A 20,119-nucleotide genomic window follows, 5' to 3' on the forward strand; every position below is an offset into this window, starting at 1 on the left:
GACGACGGGGCCGCACCAGTGCAGGTGCGGCCCCGTCGTCGTCAGGCGGTACGGCCCGTCAGGAGAAGGCGCCGTCGATGATCTCGGCCTGCTCCACGACGTGGACCTTGGACGAGCCGGACGACGGTGCGGCCATCGGGCGGCGCGAGATGCGCCGCAGACCCGACAGCAGCTCGGGGAGCTGCTCGGGCAGCCACAGCCCGAGGAACGGCCACGGACCCTGGTTGGCCGGCTCCTCCTGAACCCAGACGAAGTCCGTCGCGTTCGGGTACTGCTCCAGGATGCGGCCCAGACGGCGGTGCGGCACCGGGTGCAGCTGCTCGATCCGGACGATCGCGATGTCGCCGCGGCCGTCCTTCTTGGCCCGGGCGACCAGCTCCCAGTACAGCTTGCCCGAGGTCAGCAGCACGCGGGTGACGGCCGAGCGGTCGAGCTTGTCGCCGTCGCCGCGGAAGTTGCCGGCGAAGCGCGGATCGTCGCGCACCGACAGGAACTTGCCCTCGCTGAACTCCTCGATCGGCGAGACGGCCGCCTTGTTGCGCAGCATCGACTTCGGCGTGAAGACCACCAGCGGGCGGCTGATGCCGTCGTGCATGTGGCGGCGCAGCAGGTGGAAGTAGCTGGCCGGGGTGGACGGCAGGGCGACGGTCATCGAGCCCTCGGCGCACAGCTGCAAGAAGCGCTCGATCCGGCCGGACGTGTGGTCCGGGCCCTGGCCCTCGTGGCCGTGCGGCAGCAGCAGGACCACGTCGCTGCGCTGGCCCCACTTGGCCTCGCCGGAGCTGATGAACTCGTCGATGATCGACTGGGCGCCGTTGACGAAGTCGCCGAACTGCGCCTCCCACAGCACCAGCGCGTCCGGGTTGCCGATCGCGTAGCCGTACTCGAAGCCGAGCACCGCGAACTCGCTCAGCGGCGAGTCGTACACCATGAACCGGCCCGGGCCCTGCGGCGCCAGGGTGTTCAGCGGGGTGTACTCGCTGCCGTTCTCTCGGTCGATGAGGACCGAATGCCGCTGGGTGAAGGTGCCGCGGCGCGAGTCCTGACCGGACAGGCGCACCGTGATGCCCTCCTGCACCAGGGTGCCGAAGGCCAGCAACTCGGCGAACGCCCAGTCGACGTCGCCATTGCGCGACATGTCGTGCCTGCGCTCCAGGACCGGCTTGACACGCGGATGCGGGGTGAAGCCCTCCGGCACGTTCAGGAAGGCGTCACCGATCTGCTCCAGCGCGGCCGTCGGGACCCCGGTGTTCAGGTTCACCTGCAGCTGCTGGTCCTCGGTGATCGGCTCGCTGGGCTCCGGCTGGAAGCGGTCGAGCTCCTTGACCTCCACGAAGACCCGCTCGAGCTGGCCCTGGTAGTCGCGCAGGGCGTCCTCGGCCTCCTTGGTGGAGATGTCACCACGGCCGATGAGCGCTTCGGTGTAGCTCTTGCGGACGCTGCGCAGATTGTCGATCACGTCGTACATGGCCGGCTGCGTCATCGACGGGTCGTCGCCCTCGTTGTGGCCGCGGCGGCGGTAGCAGACCATGTCGATCACCACGTCGCGGTGGAACTGCTCGCGGTAGTCGACGGCCAGCTGCGCGGCCCAGACGCAGGCCTCGGGGTCGTCGCCGTTGACGTGGAAGATCGGCGCGCCGATCATCTTGGCGACATCGGTGCAGTACTGCGACGACCGCGAGTACTCGGGCGCGGTGGTGAAGCCGACCTGGTTGTTGACCACGATGTGCACGGTGCCGCCGGTGCGGTAGCCGTTGAGCATGGAGAGGTTCAGAGTCTCCGGAACCACGCCCTGGCCGGCGAACGCGGCGTCGCCGTGCAGCATCAGCGGGAGGATGTCGAACTGGTGCTCCTCGTCGAGCAGGTCCTGCTTGGCGCGGACGATGCCCTCCAGGACCGGGTCGACGGCTTCCAGGTGGCTGGGGTTGGCGGTCAGCGACACGTTGATCTCGTTGTCGCCGAACATCTGGTAGTAGGTGCCCTCGGCGCCGAGGTGGTACTTGACGTCGCCGGAACCGTGCGCCTGGGCGCTGCCCAGGTTGCCCTCGAACTCGGTGAAGATCTTGGAGTACGGCTTGCCGACGATGTTGGCCAGCACGTTGAGGCGGCCGCGGTGCGGCATGCCGATGATGACTTCCTGCAGGCTGTGCTCGGCGCTGCGGTCGATCACCGCGTCCATCATCGGGATCACCGACTCGGCGCCCTCCAGCGAGAAGCGCTTCTGGCCGACGTACTTGGTCTGCAGGAAGGTCTCGAAGGCTTCGGCGGCGTTGAGCTTGCTCAGGATGTACTTCTGCTCGGCCACCGGCGGCTTGACGTGCTTCACCTCGACGCGCTCCTGGAGCCAGCGCTGCTGCCCCGGGTCGAGGATGTGCGTGTACTCGACGCCGATGTGGCGGCAGTAGGCATCGCGCAGGATGGAGAGGACGTCGCGCAGCTTCATCTCGTTCTGGCCGTGGAAGCCGCCGACCTTGAAGGTGCGGTCCAGGTCCCAGAGGGTGAGGCCGTAGGTGAGCACGTCGAGATCCGGGTGGGCGGCGCGGGCGTCGCTCTCCATCATCAGCGGATCGGTGTCGGCCATCAGGTGGCCGCGACTGCGGTAGGCGGCGATCAGCTCGAGCACGCGGGTGTTCTTGTCGACCGCGCCGGCCGGGATGTCCCGGCGCCAGCGGATCGGCTCGTACGGGATGTGCAGCGCGGTGAAGATCTCGTCCCAGAAGGCGTCGTCGAGGATCAGCTCGTGGATCCGGCGCAGGAAGTCGCCGGACTCGGCGCCCTGGATGATGCGGTGGTCATAGGTGGAGGTCAGCGTCATCACCTTGCCGACGCCGGCGTCGGCGAGCTGCTGATCGCTCGACCCCTGGAACTCGGCGGGGTACTCCATCGCACCGGCGCCGATGATGGCGCCCTGACCCGGCATCAGGCGGGGGACCGAGTGGACGGTGCCGATGGTGCCCGGGTTGGTGAGCGAGATGGTGACGCCGGCGAAGTCCTCGGCGGTCAGCTTGCCGTCGCGCGCGCGGCGGACGATGTCCTCGTAGGCGGCCCAGAACTCGCCGAAGCCCATCGTCTCGCAGCCCTTGATGGCGGCGACGACGAGCGTGCGCTGGCCGTTCTTGCCCGGCAGGTCGATCGCCAGGCCGAGGTTCGAGTGCGCCGGGGTCACCACGTTCGGCTTGCCGTCGATCTCGGCGAAGTGCCGGTTCAGGTTGGGGAACGACTTGAGCGCCTGGATGATCGCGTAGCCGAGGATGTGAGTGAAGCTCACCTTGCCGCCGCGGGTACGGGCGAGATGGTTGTTGATGACGACGCGGTTGTCGAACATCAGCTTCACCGGGATGGCCCGGACGCTGGTGGCGGTGGGCACCTCGAGCGAGGCGTTCATGTTCTTGACGATGGCGGCGCCGGGACCGCGGATCACCTTGTTCTCGTCGGCGGCGGGCTCGCTGGCGGGCTTGGCGACGGCGGCCGAGCGGCTGACGCCGGAGGCGGCCTTGGTGGCGGCGGCCTCGCGCGCCGGGGCCGCCTTGCGCGGGGCGGTGGTGCGGGTGGGCTCGGCGTCGAGGGTGATCGCGGGCTTGGCCGAGACCGGTCCGGTCGCGGCGGCCGGGGGATCGGCGGGGGCCACCTGGGCCGGGGCGGCGGGCGCGGCCGGTGCCACCGGGGCGGCGGGTGTGGGGGCGGGGGCGACCTGGTCGGGCTTGTACGACTTGAGCAGGTCGTGCCAACTGGGATCGACCGATCCGGGATCCTTCTGGAATCGCTGGTACATCTCCTCGACCAGCCATTCGTTTTGTCCGTAGTCGGTCTGGGATGTCGAACTGCTCACAGCGTCGTCTCGCCTCTTAGATATATCGATGTGGTCTTCGATCGCCGGCCGGCCGCGTCGGATTGCGTGCAGCACCGGCCAACAGTCGATCGTACGCCCAGAAAAGTCCGCACGCCCGGCTTCCGGGCGCCCTGACCGGCCGACTCACGAGTAAGTGGCGGGAATCACTACCGGCGTCCGGCTGTGGCGCCCGCATCGTCGGGCGCGACGCCCGCCGCCCACATCCGCGCATAGGTGCCACCGGCCGCCAGCAGGGCGTCGTGCGGACCGCGTTCGACGATCCGGCCGGCCTCGACGACGGCGATGGTGTCGGCCCGGGCCGCGGTCGCCAGGCGGTGCGCGACGATCACGCTGGTCCGCTTCCGGCGCAGCGCGGTGCCTGCGGCGAGCACCTGCGCCTCGGTGGCCTGATCGAGGGTTGCGGTGGCCTCGTCGAGCAGGATCAGCTCGGGCTCGACGAGCTCGGCACGCGCCAGCGCGATCAGCTGCCGCTGCCCCGAGGACAGACCGCGGCCGCGCTCGGAGACGGCGAAGTTCATGCCGCCGGGCAGACCGGCGATCATCGCCGCGGCACCCACCCGGCGGGCGGCCTCGGCGATCTCCTCGCGACCGGCGCCGGGGCGCCCGTAGGCGATGTTGTCGGCGACGGTCCCGGCGAACAGATGCGGTTCCTGGGGGACCACGCCGAGCCGGGCGCGGTAGTCGTGCAGATCGAGGGTCCGCAGATCGTCGCCGTTGTACTCCACCGCGCCGCGGGTCGGATCGTAGAAGCGGGCGAGCAGTTTGACGATGGTCGACTTGCCGGCGCCGGTGGGCCCCACCAGGGCCAGTGACGCGCCCGGCGGGAGATGCAGGTCCACGTCGTGCAGCGCGTCGGCAGGCGCGCCCGAGTAGCGGAAACTGACCCCGTCGAGCCGGACGTCGGCCATCCCGGAACGGTGGTCCCCGTGCCGGTCGAGCGGAGCCGGGATCGCCGCCTCCTCGGCCACGACGGCGGCCTCGACGAGGGAACTCGGGGTGGTCAGCAGGTCCCCGATGCGGCGCAGACCGACACTGGCCTGCTGATAGCCGTCGAACACGGTGGTCAGCTGCTGTACCGGCCCGAACAGCATCGACAGGTACAGCACGAAGGCCACCAGCGTGCCCGCGGAGAGCCGGCCGTGTGCCAGCTGATGGGCGCCGAAGCCGATCGCGACGGCGGCCGCGACGTCCGCGCAGAAGGTGATGAACGGGAAGTACGACGCGATCGCGCGCTGGCTGCTCATCCGCGCGGCCACCCAGGCGTCGCTGAGCCGGCCGAACCGGGCCTGCGCGATGGCGGTGTGGCGGTAGGCGCGGGTGGTGGCGAGCCCGGCGATGTTCTCCTGGAAGTCGGCGTTGACCGCGGACACCAGCTCGCGGGCCCGGCGGTACGCGCCCGCGGCGACGCGGCGGAACCAGAGCGTCGCCAGCGCGAGGATCGGGAACACCGGCAGCACGGTGAGGCCCAGCTCCCAGTCGGTCACCATCAGCATCGCGAACACGCCGACGACGGTGAAGATCGCGACCACCGCGGAGGCCAGGCCGGTCTGGATGAAGGTGGAGAGCGCGTCGACGTCGGTCGTCATGCGCGTCATGATGCGGCCGGACAGTTCGCGCTCGTAGTAGTCGAGGCCCAGTCGTTGCAGGTGGGCGTAGCTGCGCACGCGCAGCGCGTAGAGGACGCGTTCGCCGGTCCGTGCCGAGACGAGCGTGTTGACCGCCTCCACCACCCAGCCGGCCGCGACCAGGGCCAGGCCCACCCCGGTGGCCGCCCACAGCAGATCGGCCCGGTCGTGCGTGCCGGCATCCAGAACCACCCGGGCCAGCGACGGGTACGCGAGGCCGATCAGGGTGTCGAGCGCCAGGGCGACCAGCATCACGACCAGCAGGCCGCGCACCGGGCGCAGGATCTGGCGCAGCGAGAACACCGGGTTCTCGGCGGCGGCCGCCGCGACGTCGACCCGCGGATCCTCGTCGGCCGGCGGCAGCGCGGCGACGGCCGCGGTGATCTCCGGGGTGGCCGGCATGCTGCCCAGGGCACTGGACAGCTGTCCGCCGCCGCGGGCCCCGCCGCCACCGCCGCCTCCGCCACCGGGACCGGGGCGGGTGGGGGACGCGGCCGCGGCGCGGGCCGGTTCGGCGGCGCGCGGTGCGTCGGCGCGCCACAGGTCGTCGACGGTCAGCGCGGCCTGCCGGGCCACCCGCTGCGCGGCGGCGCGCTCGGCCTCGGCGCCGTCGGGCGGGGACATCAGTTCGGCGAACCTCGGGCAGCGCGCGTCGAGCTCCTCGACCGTGCCGATGTCGAGGATGCGGCCCTCGTCGAGCACCGCCACCCGGTCGGCGACCGCCAGAGTGGAGCGGCGGTGGGCCAGCAGCAGCATGGTGGTGCGCCGGGCGCGCAGCCGGGTGAGGATCGCCGCCTCGGTGACCGCGTCGACCGCCGACGTGGCGTCGTCGAGGACCAGGACGCGCGGCTGCGCGTAGAAGGCGCGGGCCAGGGCGATGCGCTGCCGCTGCCCGCCGGACAGGGTGAGGCCGCGTTCGCCGACGGTGGTGGCGAAGCCGTCGGGCAGGTCGTCGACGAAGTCGGTGGCGGCGGCCTCGTCAGTGGCCGCGCGCAGCGCCGGATCGCCGGGGTCGGGCGGCGGCAGCGGGCCGAGCGCGACATTGGCGGCGATGGTGTCCGAGTAGAGGAAGGGCTCGTCGAAGGCGACCGCGAGCGCGCCGTGCAGCGCGTCCGGGTCGAGCGCGTCGACGTCGTACCGGTGCCCGTCCGCATCGGTGAGACTGACCCGGCCGGCGTCGGCCCGCGACGCGCCCTCCAGGAGCGCGGCGAGCGTCGATTTGCCCGAGCCGGGGCCGCCGACGACGGCGACGGCCTCGCCGGGTGCCACGCGCAGGTCGACCCCGGCCAGCACCGGGCGCGTCCCGCGGGTGAGCGCCACCCCGTCGAGACGCAGTCCGAGCGGGCCGTCTGGGAGCTGCCCGGTGTTGGTCAGTGCGGGGTCGAGCGGGTGGTCGATCACGTCGAACACGCGGGACGCCGAAGAGGCCGCGAGCTGGCTGGCGACCACCAGGTTGGTGAGGATGCGGGCCAGCGCCGTCATGCTCGCGAGGTAGGTGGTGAAGGCGAGGAAGGTGCCCGCGGTGAGCGAGCCGCGCAGGGTGAGCCAGCCGCCGACCGCGATCACCAGCACCATGCCCAGCTCGGGGACGGCCGCCATGGTCGGCGTGAAGCGGGAGGAGAGGCGGGCGGCCCGCATCCGCAGGCGGAACAGGGTGCCGCCGAGTTCGGCGAGTTCGGCGGTGGCGCGCCGCTCCTGGCCGAAGCCCTTCACCACCCGCACGCCGGTGACCGTCTCCTCGACGTGCCCGGCCAGCTCGGCGGCGGCCTGCTGCGCCGACCAGGTGGCCGCGAACAGGCGCCGCCGCCCGCGATAGGCGACGACGGCGACCAGCGGCACCGTGACCAGCGTGACGACGGTCAGCAGCGGGGAGAGCCAGGCCATGATGCCGATCGCCAGGACCACCTGCACGGCGCCGCCGAGGGACAGCGGCGCCATCGCGAGAAGCCCCTGCACGACCTGGAGGTCGGAGATCGACCGCGACACCACCTGCCCGGTGCGCAGCGTCTCCTGGGCGGGTCCGTCGAGCCGCAACAGGGTCGCGAGCATCGCGCGGCGCAGCCCGTCCTGCACGACGATGGACAGCCGCCCGGCCAGCAGCCGCCGGCCGAACTGGCAGCCGTAGCGGATCAGCGCGGCCACCAGCAGCGCCGCCACCAGCACCGACAGGGCGACCCCGCCGCGGACCTCGCCGGTGGCGTGATCGATGGCGGACCGGGCGATCAGCGGCGTCACCAGGTCGACGGCCACCGCGCCGAGCGTCACCGCGACGGTCAGCAGCGTGAGACGCCGATGCTCCCAGCAACGAGCGGCGAGTGCCGCCAGCCAGCCGGGCGTCACCGTGGCAGCACGGTGCCGTCGACGTCCCAGAAGCGCGGCGGGGGACCGAAGGCCTCGCGGGCGTTGCGCAGCACCAGCGAGCCGAGGGCGCGGTTGCCCGCACCGCCGACCGCGGCGCCGATCCCGCCCGGGATCAGTTTGCCGACCAGGATCGGGGCCCGGCGGACGGCGAACTTCTTGACCAGCTTGGTGGTCAGCGTCTTGTTCAGGCTCGCCAGCCGGCCGGCCGACACGCGTCCTCCGGCCATTCGCACGATCGCGTCGGTGCCGCGCGTCCCGGCGACCTTGCCGAGGGCGGCGACGCCCTCCTCGCCCATGGCGACGGCCAGGACCAGGGCGCGGCGCCGTTCCGCCTCGTGCGGCGAGATGCCGTGCACCTCGGCGGTGGCCAGCGCGAGCAGCGCGGAGGCCTCGATGAACACGGCGGTGTCGGCGGTCAGCGCGGACAGCGCGGTGATGGTGCCGACGCCGGGGATCGAGGCCGTGGCGCCGACCGCGGCGCCGGAGGTGGTGACCGCGTTGAGGTACCGGCGCTCGAGGCGCCGGACGATCTGTTCGGGAGAGTCGTCGGGGTACTTGGCGCGCAGCCGGGTGACGTACTTCGCGACGGCCGGCTGTTGCAGCCGATGCGCCTTCTCGACGATCCGGGTGACCAGCGCGACGGTCCGCGTGGACTTCTCGGCGGCGTCACGCGGCAGTGCCGTCTCCGGGACGGCGACGTCGCTCACCGGCACCGGGAGCGCGCCGCCGTGGTAGACGTCGAGCCGGGCGTGCGGGTCCACGACGGTCTTCGCGGCCTTGCTTCTTCGCGCCATCTGCTGCTCCGTTCTCGCGGGCGGACGGGCTGTTCTCCGCCGCCGTCCAGATTAGGGGAACTCGCGTTGTCGGCGGTCGGTGCTACTGTCGGCTCGCTCCGCTGACAGGTGCGGCCGCGGGCCGCGCTCGCGGCCCCGCCGAACCGAGGATGACCGTTATGACCGTTCCCGCTCCGCCGCAGTTCAAGTCGGTCACCGACCGCCCGTGGGCCGCGTTGCTCGCCCTGTGCGTCGGCTTCTTCATGATCCTGGTCGACATGTCGATCGTGGCGGTCGCACAGCCGGAGATCATGGAGGCGCTGCACGCCGGCGTCAACGGGATCGTCTGGGTGTCCAGCGCCTACCTGCTCACCTACGCGGTGCCGCTGCTGATCGCCGGCCGGCTCGGCGACAAGTTCGGGCCGAAGAACGTCTACCAGGTGGGCCTCGTGGTGTTCACGCTCGCGAGCATCTGGTGCGGTCTGGCCGGCTCGATCGGCGAATTGATCGCGGCTCGCGCGGTGCAGGGTATCGGTGCGGCGCTGATCACTCCGCAGACCATGGCGCTGGTGACCCGGATCTTCCCGCCCGAGCGGCGGGGTGCGGCGATGGGCGTGTGGGGCACCGTCGCCGGTGTCGCGACGCTGGTCGGCCCGCTGCTGGGCGGCATCCTGACCGACAATCTCGGCTGGGAGTGGATCTTCTTCATCAACGTGCCGGTCGGCGCGGTCGGCCTGGTCCTGGCCGCGACGCTGGTCCCGCAGGTGGAGACGCACGATCACCGTTTCGACTGGATCGGCGTGATCCTCTCCGGGCTGGGTCTGACGGCGCTCGTCTTCGGCGTCCAGGAGGGCCAGACCTATCACTGGGCGGCGTGGATCTGGGTGCTGATCGCGGTCGGGGTGGCGCTCATGGGGCTGTTCCTGCTGTGGGAGGCCCGCACGCGCACCGAGGCGCTGGTGCCGCTGAGCCTGTTCCGGGAACGCAATTTCTCGCTCTGCAACGTCGGCATCACCTCGATGGGCTTCGCGGTGTCCGGCTCGATGATTCCGCTGATGTTCTTCCTGCAGTTCGTGGGCGGCATGTCGCCGACGCGGTCGGCGCTGATGATGGTGCCGATGGCCGTGCTCACCGGTGTGTGCTCGCCGATCGTCGGGCGGATCCTGGACCGGGTGCATCCGCGCAACATCATCTCCACCGGCCTGGCCGGGTACGCGATCGCGACCGGGCTGCTCGGCTGGCTGATGACGCCGTCGACGCCGGTGTGGCAGCTGCTGATCCCGACGTGCCTGATGGGCCTGTCGTCGGCGTGCATCTGGGCGCCGCTGGCCGCGACGGCCACGCGCAATCTGCCGTGGAGCGACGCCGGCGCGGGCGCGGGTGTGTACAACACCACCCGGATGATCGGCTCGGTGGTCGGCACGGCGGCGATCGGCGCGCTGATGATGACCTTGCTGGCCGACAAGCTGCCGGGGATGAACGCGGCGGCCTCGGAGGGATCGAAGGTGCACCGGCTGCCCGAGGTGGTGTTCGGGGTGCACGTGCGCGAGGGCTTCGCCTCGGCCATGGGACAGTCGTTGTTCCTGGGCGCGGCGGTGCTCGTCGTCGGTGCGATCGCCACCCTCTTCCTGGTCCGGCCCGACCATCAGGGATCGCCGCGCGGCGCGGCCTGACCGACTTTGTCGGAGGGGCCTCCTACCATCGTCTCGACGAGGTGGTCGACGACAGCGAAAGGGGGCCGCCATGACCGTGCCACTGTTCGATCTGCCCGAGTCGGAGCCCGGAACCGCCGTCGGCGGCGACGCGGCGCGCGAGGTCACCTTCCTGCACACCGCCGACTGGCAGCTCGGCATGACCCGGCATTTCCTGGGCGCCGACGCGCAGCACACGTACGACGCCGCCCGCGCGGACGCGGTCGCCGAGATAGGCAGGCTCGCGGCCCGGACCGGCGCCGAATTCGTGGTGGTCTGCGGCGACGTGTTCGACGACCCGCGCGTCTCGTCGCGGATCATCCGCCGCACGCTCGACGCCCTCGGCGACTATCCGGCACCGGTGTATCTGCTGCCCGGCAACCACGACCCGCTCGACGCGACCTCGGTGTACCGGAGTGCGACCTTCGCCGCGGCCTGCCCGCCGAACGTGCACGTGCTCGAGAAAGCAGGCCTCGTCCGTGTCCGGGACGGGGTCACCCTGGTGGCGGCGCCGTGGACCACCAAGCGCCCGGACGGCGACCTGATCGCCGAGCAGCTGGCCCGGCTGGGGCCCGCCGACGAGGTGCGGATCGTGGTCGGGCACGGCGGTGTCGACACGTTCAGTCCGGGGTCGGATCCGGCCCGGGTGGCCGCGGCGGATCTGGAGGCCGCGGTACGGTCCGGTCTGGTCGACTACGTGGCACTGGGCGACCGGCACTCGGCGACGCCGATCGGGGAGTCCGGCCGGATCTGGTACGCGGGTGCCCCCGAGGTCACCGACTTCGATCACGTCGAGACCGGCTCGGGCCAGGTCCTGGCGGTGACCGTGGGCCGGGATGCCGGGGCCGCGCGCGAGGTGGAGGTGGTCCCGCACCGCGTCGGACAGTGGACCTTCACGACTCTCCGCCAGGACGTCGACGGCGCCGCCGACCTCGAGGTGCTGCGGGAACGCTTGACGGCGCTGCCGGACAAGTCGCGGACCGTGGTCAAACTGGCCCTGGTGGGCACCCTGAGCCTGGCCGACGAGGCGGCCTTCGATGCGCTCTTCGCCGAGTTCGCCGAGCGCCTGGCCGGGCTGTGGCTGTGGGAGCGCCACCACGACCTGACCGTCGTCGCCGATCCGTCCGACGTGTCGGCGCTCGGTCTGCAGGGGTACGCGGCGCAGGCGGCGGACGAGCTGTCGGCTCTCGCCGCCGGCGAAACGCCCGAGGCCGGGGCGGCGCGCAGCGCGCTGTCGCTGTTGTTCCGGCTGGCGGGATCGTCGTCGTGAGACTCCACCGGCTGCGCCTGCGCGACTACCGCGGCATCGCCGAGCGGGAGATCGACTTCGCCGACTCGGGGATCACCGTGGTCGAGGGTGCGAACGAGGCGGGCAAGTCGTCGATGATCGAGGCGCTCGACCTGCTGCTGCAATATCCGTCGAGCAGCAAGAGCACGGCGGTGCGCGCGGTGCAGCCGGCCGGGCGGGACGTGGGTTCGGAGGTCTTCGCCGAGATCAGCTGTGGACATTGGCGTTTCGAATACTTCAAGCGGTTCAACAAGAAGGCCGAGGCGGCGCTCACGATCATCGAGCCGCGCCGCGAACAGCTCACCGGGCGGGCGGCGCACGAGCGCGTCGAGCAGATCCTCGCCGAGTCGCTGGACAGCCCGCTCTACCGGGCGCTGCGGTTGCAGCAGTCGGGTGCGCCCGAACTCGGTCGGCTGAGCGATTCGTCGGCGCTGGCGCGGGCCCTCGATCGGGTCACCACACCGGTCGACGCTCACGCGGACGACGGCGACGGCGACGCGGACGCCCAGGCGCTGATCGCGGCCGCGGAAGCCGAGTACCAGCGGTACTACACGCTCAAGGCGGGCCGCCCGGCCGGTGAGCTCGCCGCGGCGATGGCGGCGGCCCGGGCGGCGCGCGCGGAGCTGGACGAGCGCCATCGTGGACTGGACGCGGCGGAACGGGCCGCCGCCGAACTGCCGGAGGTGGAGCAGGCGTACCGGGAGGCGACGGCGGCCGAGGTGCACGCGCTCGAGGAACTGGCAGACGCGGGCCGTCGGGTGGCGGACGCCGAGAAGGTCGCCGCCGCGCTGGATCAGGCCGCCGAGCGGGCGCAGCGCCGGGAGATCGCCGTGCGGCTCGCCGAGCGTGACCTGGCCGACCGCCAGGACGCTCAGCGCCGGGTCGCCGTCCTCGCGGACCAGGTCGACGCGGCACGGGAGTCGGCCGCGGAGCTGGCCGGGACGGCGGAGCGCGCCGACGCCGAGGTCGCAGAGCTGGACGGGGCCGTGACGGCGGCGCGGGCGCGGCACGAGGCGCTGGCCGCGGAGCTGACGGCCGCAGTCGAGGCCGAGAGGGTACGTGCCGATCGCGCCCGGATCGCCGAGATCGAGGCCGTGCTGAACGAGCTGAGTGAACTCGCCGCCTCGCGCGCCGGGATCGTCGCCGGACTGGAGTCGAATCCGGTCGGCGCGGAGCAGGCGGAGCAGGCGGTGCGCCTGGATCGTGCGCTGGCCGTCGCGCAGGCGCGCGTCGAGGCCGCTGCCGCCCGCGTCGAGGTCACCCCGCTCGGCGGCGAGGAGGTCCTCGTCGACGGTGCGGCGATCGGTGACGCGGTCGCGCTGTCCGCTGTCGGGGACACCGTGATCGAGACCACCGGTGTCCGGGTCCGGGTGATCGGCGCCGCGGGCACTCGCGCGCTGTCGGACGACCTCGATGCGTTGCGGCGATCGGAACGGGAACTGCTGACCGGTTGCCGGGTCGAGTCGCTGGCGGAGGTGGCCGTGCGCGCCGCCGAGCGTGGCGCCGCAGAACGTGCGCTCGCCGACGTCGAGGCCGCCGGCCGGCGGCTGCTCGGCGGGTCGACGGAGCAGGCGCTGTCCGGCGAGCGTGACCGGCTGCTCGCGGCGTCGCCCGGCGAGGCGCCGGCCGCCGGCGACCGGCCGGTGGACCGGTTGCGGGCCGCCGAGCGTGAGCAGCAGGGGTTGGTGGCGCGTGGCGAGCGGGCGGCGAGTGCGCGTCGTGCGGAGGCCGCCGCGGCGCGGGTGCGTGCGCAGGCGCAGGCGGAGACCGCCGAGCGGGCGGCGTCGGACCTGGCCGTCGCTCGTGCCGAACTGCTGGAACAGCGCGCGCGGATCAGCGACGAGGCCCTGTCCGGCGTCGCGGACACGGCGCGGGCCGAGCACGCCGAGGCGTGTGCCGTCGTCGACGAGCAGCGGGCTCGGGCGCAGCGGCTGGACCTGCCGGGGCTTCGTGCCGCCTGCGCCGAGGCCGAACAGCGGCTGGACCGGTTGCGCGGCCGGATCGGGTCGCTGCGGGATCAGCGGACGCAGTTGCGCACGCTGATCGAGCAGTGCCGCACCGAGAACCGGCTCGACGACCTCACCCGTGCCCAGACCGCCGATCGGGCCGCCGCGGCCGAGCTGGAGCGCGTTACCCGGCGGGCCGAGGGCGCCCGGCTGCTGTACCGGACGCTCACGCGTACGCGCGCCGAGAGTCGTGCGCGGTATGTCGCGCCGTTCACCGAGCGGCTGGAGACGCTCGCCAAGCCCGTCTTCGGGGAGTCGGTGCGCTTCGAGGTCGATGACGACTTCACCATCGCCAGCCGCACGCTCGACGGTGTGACCGTCGATGCGAGCGCCCTGTCCGGGGGAGCGCGGGAGCAGCTGGGCCTGATCGCCCGGCTCGCCTGCGCGATGATCGTCGACCCCGGTGACGGCGTCCCGGTGATCCTCGACGATGCCCTCGGCTACTCCGACCCGGCGCGGCTGGCCTCGATGGCCGGTGTGCTCGGCGACGCCGCCGGCGGCGCGCAGATCATCGTCCTGACCTGCACCCCGGATCGCTACGCGGCGGTGCCCGACGCCCGGGTGGTGGCCGTCTAGCGCGCGCCGCGACCCCCGTGTTGGGGTCCGCGGCATGGGTGCGCTAATGTTGCTCTCGCTTCACCCGCCCCCCTAGCTCAGGGGATAGAGCGTCCGCCTCCGGAGCGGAAGGTCGTAGGTTCGAATCCTACGGGGGGCACAGATAAACGCAGAAGAAGACCACTGGCCAGGACCCTATCGGTCCTGGCCAGTGGTCTTTCTGCGCCCCGTCCGTCGTTTGCTGCCGGGACTGCCATCTCGCTGAGTCCGATAGATATATCAGTTTGCATTGACAGGCTCATGTGTCGTGCCTCACACTTCACTATTGGATAGTGAGACCTGTTGCAGAGTATGCAACTTGCCTGGTCGGACGTGGAGCTTGCCCGCCGCGGATTCCGGCCTCGGGACTGCGCATCGGGACGCCCGCGCTCGCCGCGCGGGGCTTCGGCGCGGACGAGTTCCGGGAGGTGGCCGACGTGATTGCGCAGGCGCTGACGGCGCCCGACGGCGCAAATCTCACCGCGCTGGCCGAGCGGGTCTCGGTGCTCGCGGAGCGATTCGAGTTGTACCCCGGTCTGTCCTGACCGGATCGGCGCCCTGGCCGTCCCCTCGCGTGGTCACCACGCAGCGTAGGGGACGGTCAGGGCGCCGAGCATCAGGACCAGCAGAAACCAGCCCGCGCCTTGCCACGGCACCCACGGCTTGCCACGCGTGTACACCGCGATGCCGGTGCCGAGCGCACCGATCCCGCCGAGCAGGAAGACACCGGGCACGGCGAGGGCCAGGCCGCGGTTGTCGCCGCCGAGGGCGGCGAAGACGGCCAGCACCACCAGGGCGAGCACGATCACCGCGAGCGCGTAGACCGTCGGCGCCCGGTAGGGGCGGGGGTCGGACCACCGCTTCTCGACGTCGCGGCGACCGGGGTCCAGGGGTTCTTCGTCGGTAGCCATGTCTCCGGTCTACGCGTCCCCGGCGTCGCGGTCCAGCTTCCAGGTGAGGTTTACCGTCGAGGTGGAACGGGTACGCGGAGAGGGCCCGGTCACCGATCGAAGGAGCAGAACCATGCCGTACGAATCCAGAAGCGAACTGCCCGACTCGGTGCAGCACGTGCTGCCCGCCCACGCGCAGGAGATCTATCGCGAGGCGTTCAACCACGCCTACGACGAGTATTCCGACCCGGACAAGCGCCGCGGCCACGCCGGCCGGGAGGAGACGGCGCACAAGGTGGCGTGGTCCGCCGTCGAGAAGGGCGGCTATCGCAAGGGCGACGACGACAAGTGGCACCGGGACTCGTGATGCGGCGGTTCGATCCCGGCACCGAGGGCCCGCGCACTCCGGGCGCGTCGGGTTCCCATCCGCCCCGTACCACCGGCTATCCCGGCGCCACCGGCGACATGCCCGAGCAGCCGCGTGACGAGATGCACGACTACCAGGGCCGCGGCCTGCTGCGGGGGCGTCGTGCCCTCATCACCGGCGGCGACTCAGGGATCGGCCGGGCGGTCGCGGTCGCCTTCGCGAAGGAGGGCGCCGACGTGGCGATCGCCTACCTGTCCGAGGAGGAAGACGACGATGCCGCGCACACCGTCGGCCTGGTGCAGGCGCAGGGCCGCGCGGCGGTCGCCATCCGCGGCGACCTGGCCGAGGCCGAGCAGTGCCATCGCGCCGTCGAACGGACGGTCGCGGCGTTCGGCACGCTGGACATCCTCGTCAACAACGCGGCCTTTCAGGCGCCGGTCGACGACTTCGCGGACCTGAGTCCGGCGCAGTGGGCACGCACGTTCGCGGTGAACGTCGACAGCTGTTTCCACACCACGCGCGCCGCGCTGCCGTACCTGACGCCGGGCGGCACGATCATCAACACCGGTTCCATCAACGGCCTGCGCGGCAACAAGCAGCTCATCGACTACGCGGCCGCCAAGGGCGCCGTGCATGTGCTGACCTTCTCCCTGGCCAAGGCGCTGATGGACCGGAACATCCGCGTCAACTGCGTCGCACCGGGACCGGTCTGGACGCCGCTCATCCCGGCGACGCTCCCGGCCGAGCAGGTCGGCGAGTTCGGCTCCCAGGCGCCGTACGGACGGGCCGCCGAACCGGACGAGATCGCGCCCTCGTACGTCTTCCTCGCCAGCGACCGGCTGTCGTCCTACTACAGCGGCGAGGTCCTCTCGCCGGTCGGCGGCGAGACCCTGCCCGGCTGAGGACGGGGGTTGAGATCGGCGGCGGCCCGTCGTAACGTCGGGCACACCCGGTTCAACACACAGCCGGGATTCCCCGGGCGGCCCCTTTCGGTGCGCCGCCGTTCATCGACGACGCGCGGCGGCGTTTCACCCCCCGGTCGATTCTCACCGCCGGTCGCTGCCGACTTCATGCGTCGTCCATCGAACAGAGGAGTCCAGGAACGATGACCACCGATCAATACCAGCGGGCTACGGAACTGATGACGGAGCGGGCACGACCGGAGTGTTCCCGCGAGAGCGCCGCGAGGCTGCGCGAGGAGTGCATCGTCGAGTGCCTGCCGCTCGCCGAACACATCGCGCGGCGCTTCAGCGGCCGCGGCGAACCGTACGACGATCTGTTGCAGGTGGCCCGGCTCGGGCTGATTCAGGCGATCGATCGCTTCGATCCGGGCGCCGGGCACGACTTCCTCTCCTTCGCGGTGCCGACCGTGATGGGCGAGGTGCGCCGCCATTTCCGCGACCGGGCGCCGGTGCTGCGGGTGCCCCGCGGATCGCGCGACCTGCACGACAAGGTGCTCGCCGTCCGCGAGGAACTCGCGCAGGAACGGTCGTGCATGCCGACCACGACCGACATCGCCGAGCGGCTGGGCGCCGAACCCGGCCAGGTACGGAAGGCGATCGACGACTGCCGCGCCGGTGCCGCGATCTCCCTCGACCAGTGCCGGTCCGTCGATGACGAGGCCGGCCCCGCCGTGATCGACCGGCTCGGCGACGTCGACCCGGGCTACCGCCGCGTCGACGACTCCCTGGAACTCGGGGAGGCGCTCGGCGACCTCGGCCGCCGGGAACGTCGCATCCTCGGCCTGCGGTTCGTCCGGCTGATGTCGCAGAGCGAGATCGCCGACGAGATCGGGATCTCCCAGATGCATGTGTCCCGGTTGCTGCGCCGGACGCTGAACCACCTGCGCCGGGTACTCGAGCCGCTGCCCGCCGCGGCCTGAGCAGCGGTCGACGCGAGGGCTTGGTCCTGACAGCCGCAAGGGCGCCACGCTCGGCAAGGATCTGCTGCGCGAGCGGATCATCGCTTCTGTGGCCGTGACTGCTCGTCGGCTCTTGAGGTGGCGCGAAGGCGACGGCTTCTGCGTAGCGTGGAGAGATGTCCGGGCCTTCGAGCAGAGCTCGCGATCGTGCGGATCCGCGCTGGAGCGCCACATCGTTCCCTCGATAGGGGGCTGTCAGATGCAGCAGGAACCGGCGCGACGGACCGCGGCGCACAATCCCCTCGGCAACCGGGTCGGCGGCTTCCGCTACTGGTTCGACTCCGATGTCTGGGAGTGGTCGCCGGAAGTGGCCGCGATGCACGGCTACGGCCCGGGTGAGTGCGAACCCACCACGGAGCTTCTCCGCGGGCACAAACACCCCGACGACCGGGCGACATTCGACGCGCTCGTCGACACCATGCGCCGCACCCGGACGCAGTTCTCCAGCCGGCACCGGATCGTCGACACCCGCGGACGCGTGCACTCGGTCGCCGTGATCGGCCGCACCTTCACCGAGGACGGCGCGGTCGCCGGGTCGGAGGGCTACTACGTCGATCTCGGTGTGCTCGTGGGCGATGAGGTACGCGACGAGGTGAACACGCACGTGCAGAGCTTCCGCCGGCAGCGGTCGTCGATCGAGCAGGCCAAGGGCATGCTCATGCTGATGTACGGGATCGACGAGGACCGCGCGTTCGATGTGCTGCGGTGGCGCTCGCAGCAGGAGAATCGCAAACTCAACGACATGTGCCGCGCGCTCGTCGACCTGGCACCCGCTCGGCTGCGGATCCCTGAGCAACTGCGTCGGGAATTCGATCTGATAGTCCTCAGTCCATTCGACGGCGGCTGTTCGCGGACGTCTAGCTGAGGCGCGCGCCGCGGCCGGCACGACTCGCCCGGTACGCGGAGCGGCGCACCCGATCGAGCCAGCCCGGTACCGGAACGATTTCCGGCGGGCGTACGCGCATCGGATCGAACGCGATGTCGCGGTCGCGGGGAGCAGCGGTGAAGTTGACGACGCCGAGCGGCCGGGTTCGGCCGGCGCGATCGCCGGCGCCGAGGGCCAGCACTCCGGGGGCGTGCGACAGCCGGGCCACCGTGGCCGATACGTCCAGGCCGGGCGGTACCGGCTCACCGCCGGGAACGGAGTGTCCGTGCGCGGTCGCCGGGATCAGCAGCCGGCCCTCCAGACGCCAGTCGGTGCCGTCGTACCGGAAGCGCTGAATGCTCGACAGCGGAATGTCATCCCAGGTGAGCGCCGGCAACGGCACCGGGAACGGGAGTCCGGTGTGGTAGCGGACCGGGCCGGCTAGCAACAGATCCCAGGCGCCGGTCGCCGAGCGTCCGGTCGTCGGCGTCGTGCGCTGGGTGGTCTGGAGCCGGACCGCCACCCCGACAACGTCGGGCAGTCCCCGCGGGGTGCCGAGTCCCTTGGAGAGCCGCAAGGTCACCGCTCCCGAGCGGACGGGGAGGACCGGGTCGCCGATCGTCGCGTATCCGGTGCACAGTGTGCCGCTCGGATGGAACACCCGGCCTTGCCGGAGGCGCGCGAGCCAGCCGATCGGCCCGCCGGTCAGGGCGGGTCGATGGGAGAAGCGGTCGCGGCGGGTCATGCCGGTGGATACCCGAGGCGGCGCCGGATCAATCGTGCGGGCCGTGGTGTGCGGTCCCCGGTTTGGCGAGCGAGGTCTGCGGGTATCCCAGAGCATGAGTACGACGACGATTCCCGCGCGCGCAGCGCCTCTGGTCGGTCCGAGTCTGCCGCGACCGTGCGGTCCGATGTCCGGTGCGGTCGTCGCGGCGCTGCGCGACGGCACCGAACCCGTCGTCGCCGTGCGTGGCGACGACGATCCGCTGGGGGCTGATCATCAATCGGCGCTCTTCGTCTTGCAGGAGCTGCACTATCGCGGATGGGTGGGCGTCGACCCGCGCCGGGAGTGGGATACCGCCCTGATAGGTCTGCGGACCGCGCTGGAGGACGCCATGCTTGCCGTGATCGACGCGGACTGCGCGGGCCCGTCGGACGGTGCCGGTGCGGAATTCGGCGTGTTGATCGGGTCGAACGGCCGCGGCGGCGTGTCGGAGTGGTTGCGGGACCGCGGTACCGAGCGTGAATTCGCCGACTATGTCGCCGCCCGGTCGCTGTATCACCTGAAGGAGGCCGATCCGCACGCCTGGGCAATCCCGCGGCTGCCGACGGCGGCGAAGGCGGCATTCGTGGCGGTCGAATTCGACGAGTACGGGGGTGGCCGGGCGTCGCACGTCCATCAGCGGCTGTTCGCGGATCTGCTGAGTTCCCTCGGCCTCGACGCCGGGTACCTCGCCTACCTGCCGGGTGCGCCCGCACCGGCGCTGGTTCCGGTGACGCTGATGACGGCGCTGGGGCTGCGCCGCAGCCGGTGCGGCGCGACGGTGGGCCATTTCGCGGCGACCGAGGTGACGTCCTCTCCGGGCTCGGCGAGATTGCTCGCCGGGCTCGAACGACTCGACGCTCCGGAGGCGGCCCGCCACTTCTACCGCGAGCACGTGGAAGCCGATGCCGTGCACGAGCAGGTGATGCGCGACGAGGTGGTCGCGGGTCTGCTCGCCGCCGAGCCGGATCTCGAGGACGACGTGGTCTCGGGTATCCGGGCTTTCACCTGGGCGGAGAACCACCTCGAACGAGCTTTCCTGACTGCCTGGGAAGCGGGGGACACATTGATGCCGGCCGTCGACACGCTGTTCGAATCGATCTGAGTCCGCTCGCCGTGCCGGTC

General features: G+C 71.7%; 13 protein-coding genes, 1 tRNA gene and 1 pseudogene. 10 read left to right on the forward strand and 5 right to left on the reverse strand.

Annotated features, from left to right (window positions below):
- Positions 1–58: 58 nt before the first annotated feature.
- The 3 genes from MYK68_RS06880 to MYK68_RS06890 all read right to left on the reverse strand — a co-directional run bounded on the left by MYK68_RS06880 (position 59) and on the right by MYK68_RS06890 (position 8,630).
- Positions 59–3,829, reverse strand: a complete 3,771-nt coding sequence (locus MYK68_RS06880; RefSeq protein ID WP_247867134.1) for a multifunctional oxoglutarate decarboxylase/oxoglutarate dehydrogenase thiamine pyrophosphate-binding subunit/dihydrolipoyllysine-residue succinyltransferase subunit — start codon at positions 3,827–3,829, stop codon at positions 59–61.
- Between the two features lie 167 nt (positions 3,830–3,996).
- Positions 3,997–7,815 carry an ABC transporter ATP-binding protein gene (locus MYK68_RS06885; protein WP_247867135.1) on the reverse strand — a complete coding sequence of 1,273 codons (3,819 nt, stop codon included), beginning with the start codon at positions 7,813–7,815 and terminating at the stop codon, positions 3,997–3,999.
- Positions 7,812–8,630, reverse strand: a complete 819-nt coding sequence (locus MYK68_RS06890; protein WP_247867136.1) for a hypothetical protein — start codon at positions 8,628–8,630, stop codon at positions 7,812–7,814. The genes MYK68_RS06885 and MYK68_RS06890 overlap by 4 nt, the downstream gene beginning before the upstream one ends.
- 149 nt (positions 8,631–8,779) lie before the next feature.
- Here MYK68_RS06890 and MYK68_RS06895 point away from each other — a divergent pair, with 149 nt between their 5' ends.
- From MYK68_RS06895 to MYK68_RS06915, 5 genes and pseudogenes are all read left to right on the forward strand, one after another.
- Positions 8,780–10,282, forward strand: a complete 1,503-nt coding sequence (locus tag MYK68_RS06895; protein WP_371308443.1) for a DHA2 family efflux MFS transporter permease subunit — start codon at positions 8,780–8,782, stop codon at positions 10,280–10,282.
- A 70-nt stretch (positions 10,283–10,352) separates the two neighbouring features.
- The gene (locus tag MYK68_RS06900; protein WP_247867138.1) at positions 10,353–11,570 is read left to right on the forward strand and encodes a metallophosphoesterase family protein; all 1,218 of its coding nucleotides are present in this window, start codon (positions 10,353–10,355) and stop codon (positions 11,568–11,570) included.
- A complete protein-coding gene (locus tag MYK68_RS20765) occupies positions 11,567–14,170 on the forward strand; it encodes an AAA family ATPase (protein ID WP_283255281.1) in 2,604 nt (867 codons plus the stop codon). Before MYK68_RS06900 ends, MYK68_RS20765 begins: the two co-directional genes overlap by 4 nt.
- Before the next feature lie 66 nt (positions 14,171–14,236).
- Positions 14,237–14,309, forward strand: a tRNA-Arg gene (locus tag MYK68_RS06910).
- Between the two features lie 205 nt (positions 14,310–14,514).
- Positions 14,515–14,733: pseudogene (locus MYK68_RS06915) on the forward strand (serine hydroxymethyltransferase); the annotation flags it as partial.
- Between the two features lie 33 nt (positions 14,734–14,766).
- On the opposite strand, the gene MYK68_RS06920 reads toward MYK68_RS06915, so the two are convergent.
- Positions 14,767–15,099, reverse strand: a complete 333-nt coding sequence (locus tag MYK68_RS06920; protein ID WP_247867139.1) for a hypothetical protein — start codon at positions 15,097–15,099, stop codon at positions 14,767–14,769.
- A gap of 112 nt (positions 15,100–15,211) precedes the next feature.
- On the opposite strand from MYK68_RS06920, the gene chaB reads away from it, so the two are divergent.
- From chaB to MYK68_RS06940, 4 genes are all read left to right on the forward strand, one after another.
- Positions 15,212–15,445, forward strand: a complete 234-nt coding sequence (gene chaB / locus MYK68_RS06925) for a putative cation transport regulator ChaB (RefSeq protein ID WP_247867140.1) — start codon at positions 15,212–15,214, stop codon at positions 15,443–15,445.
- A gap of 98 nt (positions 15,446–15,543) precedes the next feature.
- The gene (locus MYK68_RS06930; protein WP_247867955.1) at positions 15,544–16,347 is read left to right on the forward strand and encodes an SDR family oxidoreductase; all 804 of its coding nucleotides are present in this window, start codon (positions 15,544–15,546) and stop codon (positions 16,345–16,347) included.
- 203 nt (positions 16,348–16,550) lie between these two features.
- Complete coding sequence (locus MYK68_RS06935; RefSeq protein ID WP_247867141.1) at positions 16,551–17,327, forward strand: SigB/SigF/SigG family RNA polymerase sigma factor; 777 nt, start codon at positions 16,551–16,553, stop codon at positions 17,325–17,327.
- Between the two features lie 238 nt (positions 17,328–17,565).
- Entirely contained in the window at positions 17,566–18,231 is a 666-nt protein-coding gene (locus tag MYK68_RS06940; RefSeq protein ID WP_247867142.1) for a PAS and ANTAR domain-containing protein, read from the forward strand.
- Here the strand turns inward: MYK68_RS06940 and MYK68_RS06945 are convergent.
- On the reverse strand, positions 18,224–18,976 hold the full coding sequence (locus MYK68_RS06945; protein WP_247867143.1) for a hypothetical protein: 753 nt from the start codon (positions 18,974–18,976) through the stop codon (positions 18,224–18,226). The genes MYK68_RS06940 and MYK68_RS06945 overlap by 8 nt on opposite strands.
- Positions 18,977–19,142: 166 nt before the next feature.
- On the opposite strand from MYK68_RS06945, the gene MYK68_RS06950 reads away from it, so the two are divergent.
- Positions 19,143–20,099 (forward strand): iron-containing redox enzyme family protein, encoded by a 957-nt coding sequence (locus MYK68_RS06950; RefSeq protein WP_247867144.1) that lies wholly within the window; start codon positions 19,143–19,145, stop codon positions 20,097–20,099.
- Positions 20,100–20,119: the final 20 nt, after the last annotated feature.

The sequence above is a fragment of the Gordonia sp. PP30 genome (genome assembly GCF_023100845.1).
Lineage (GTDB): Bacteria > Actinomycetota > Actinomycetes > Mycobacteriales > Mycobacteriaceae > Gordonia.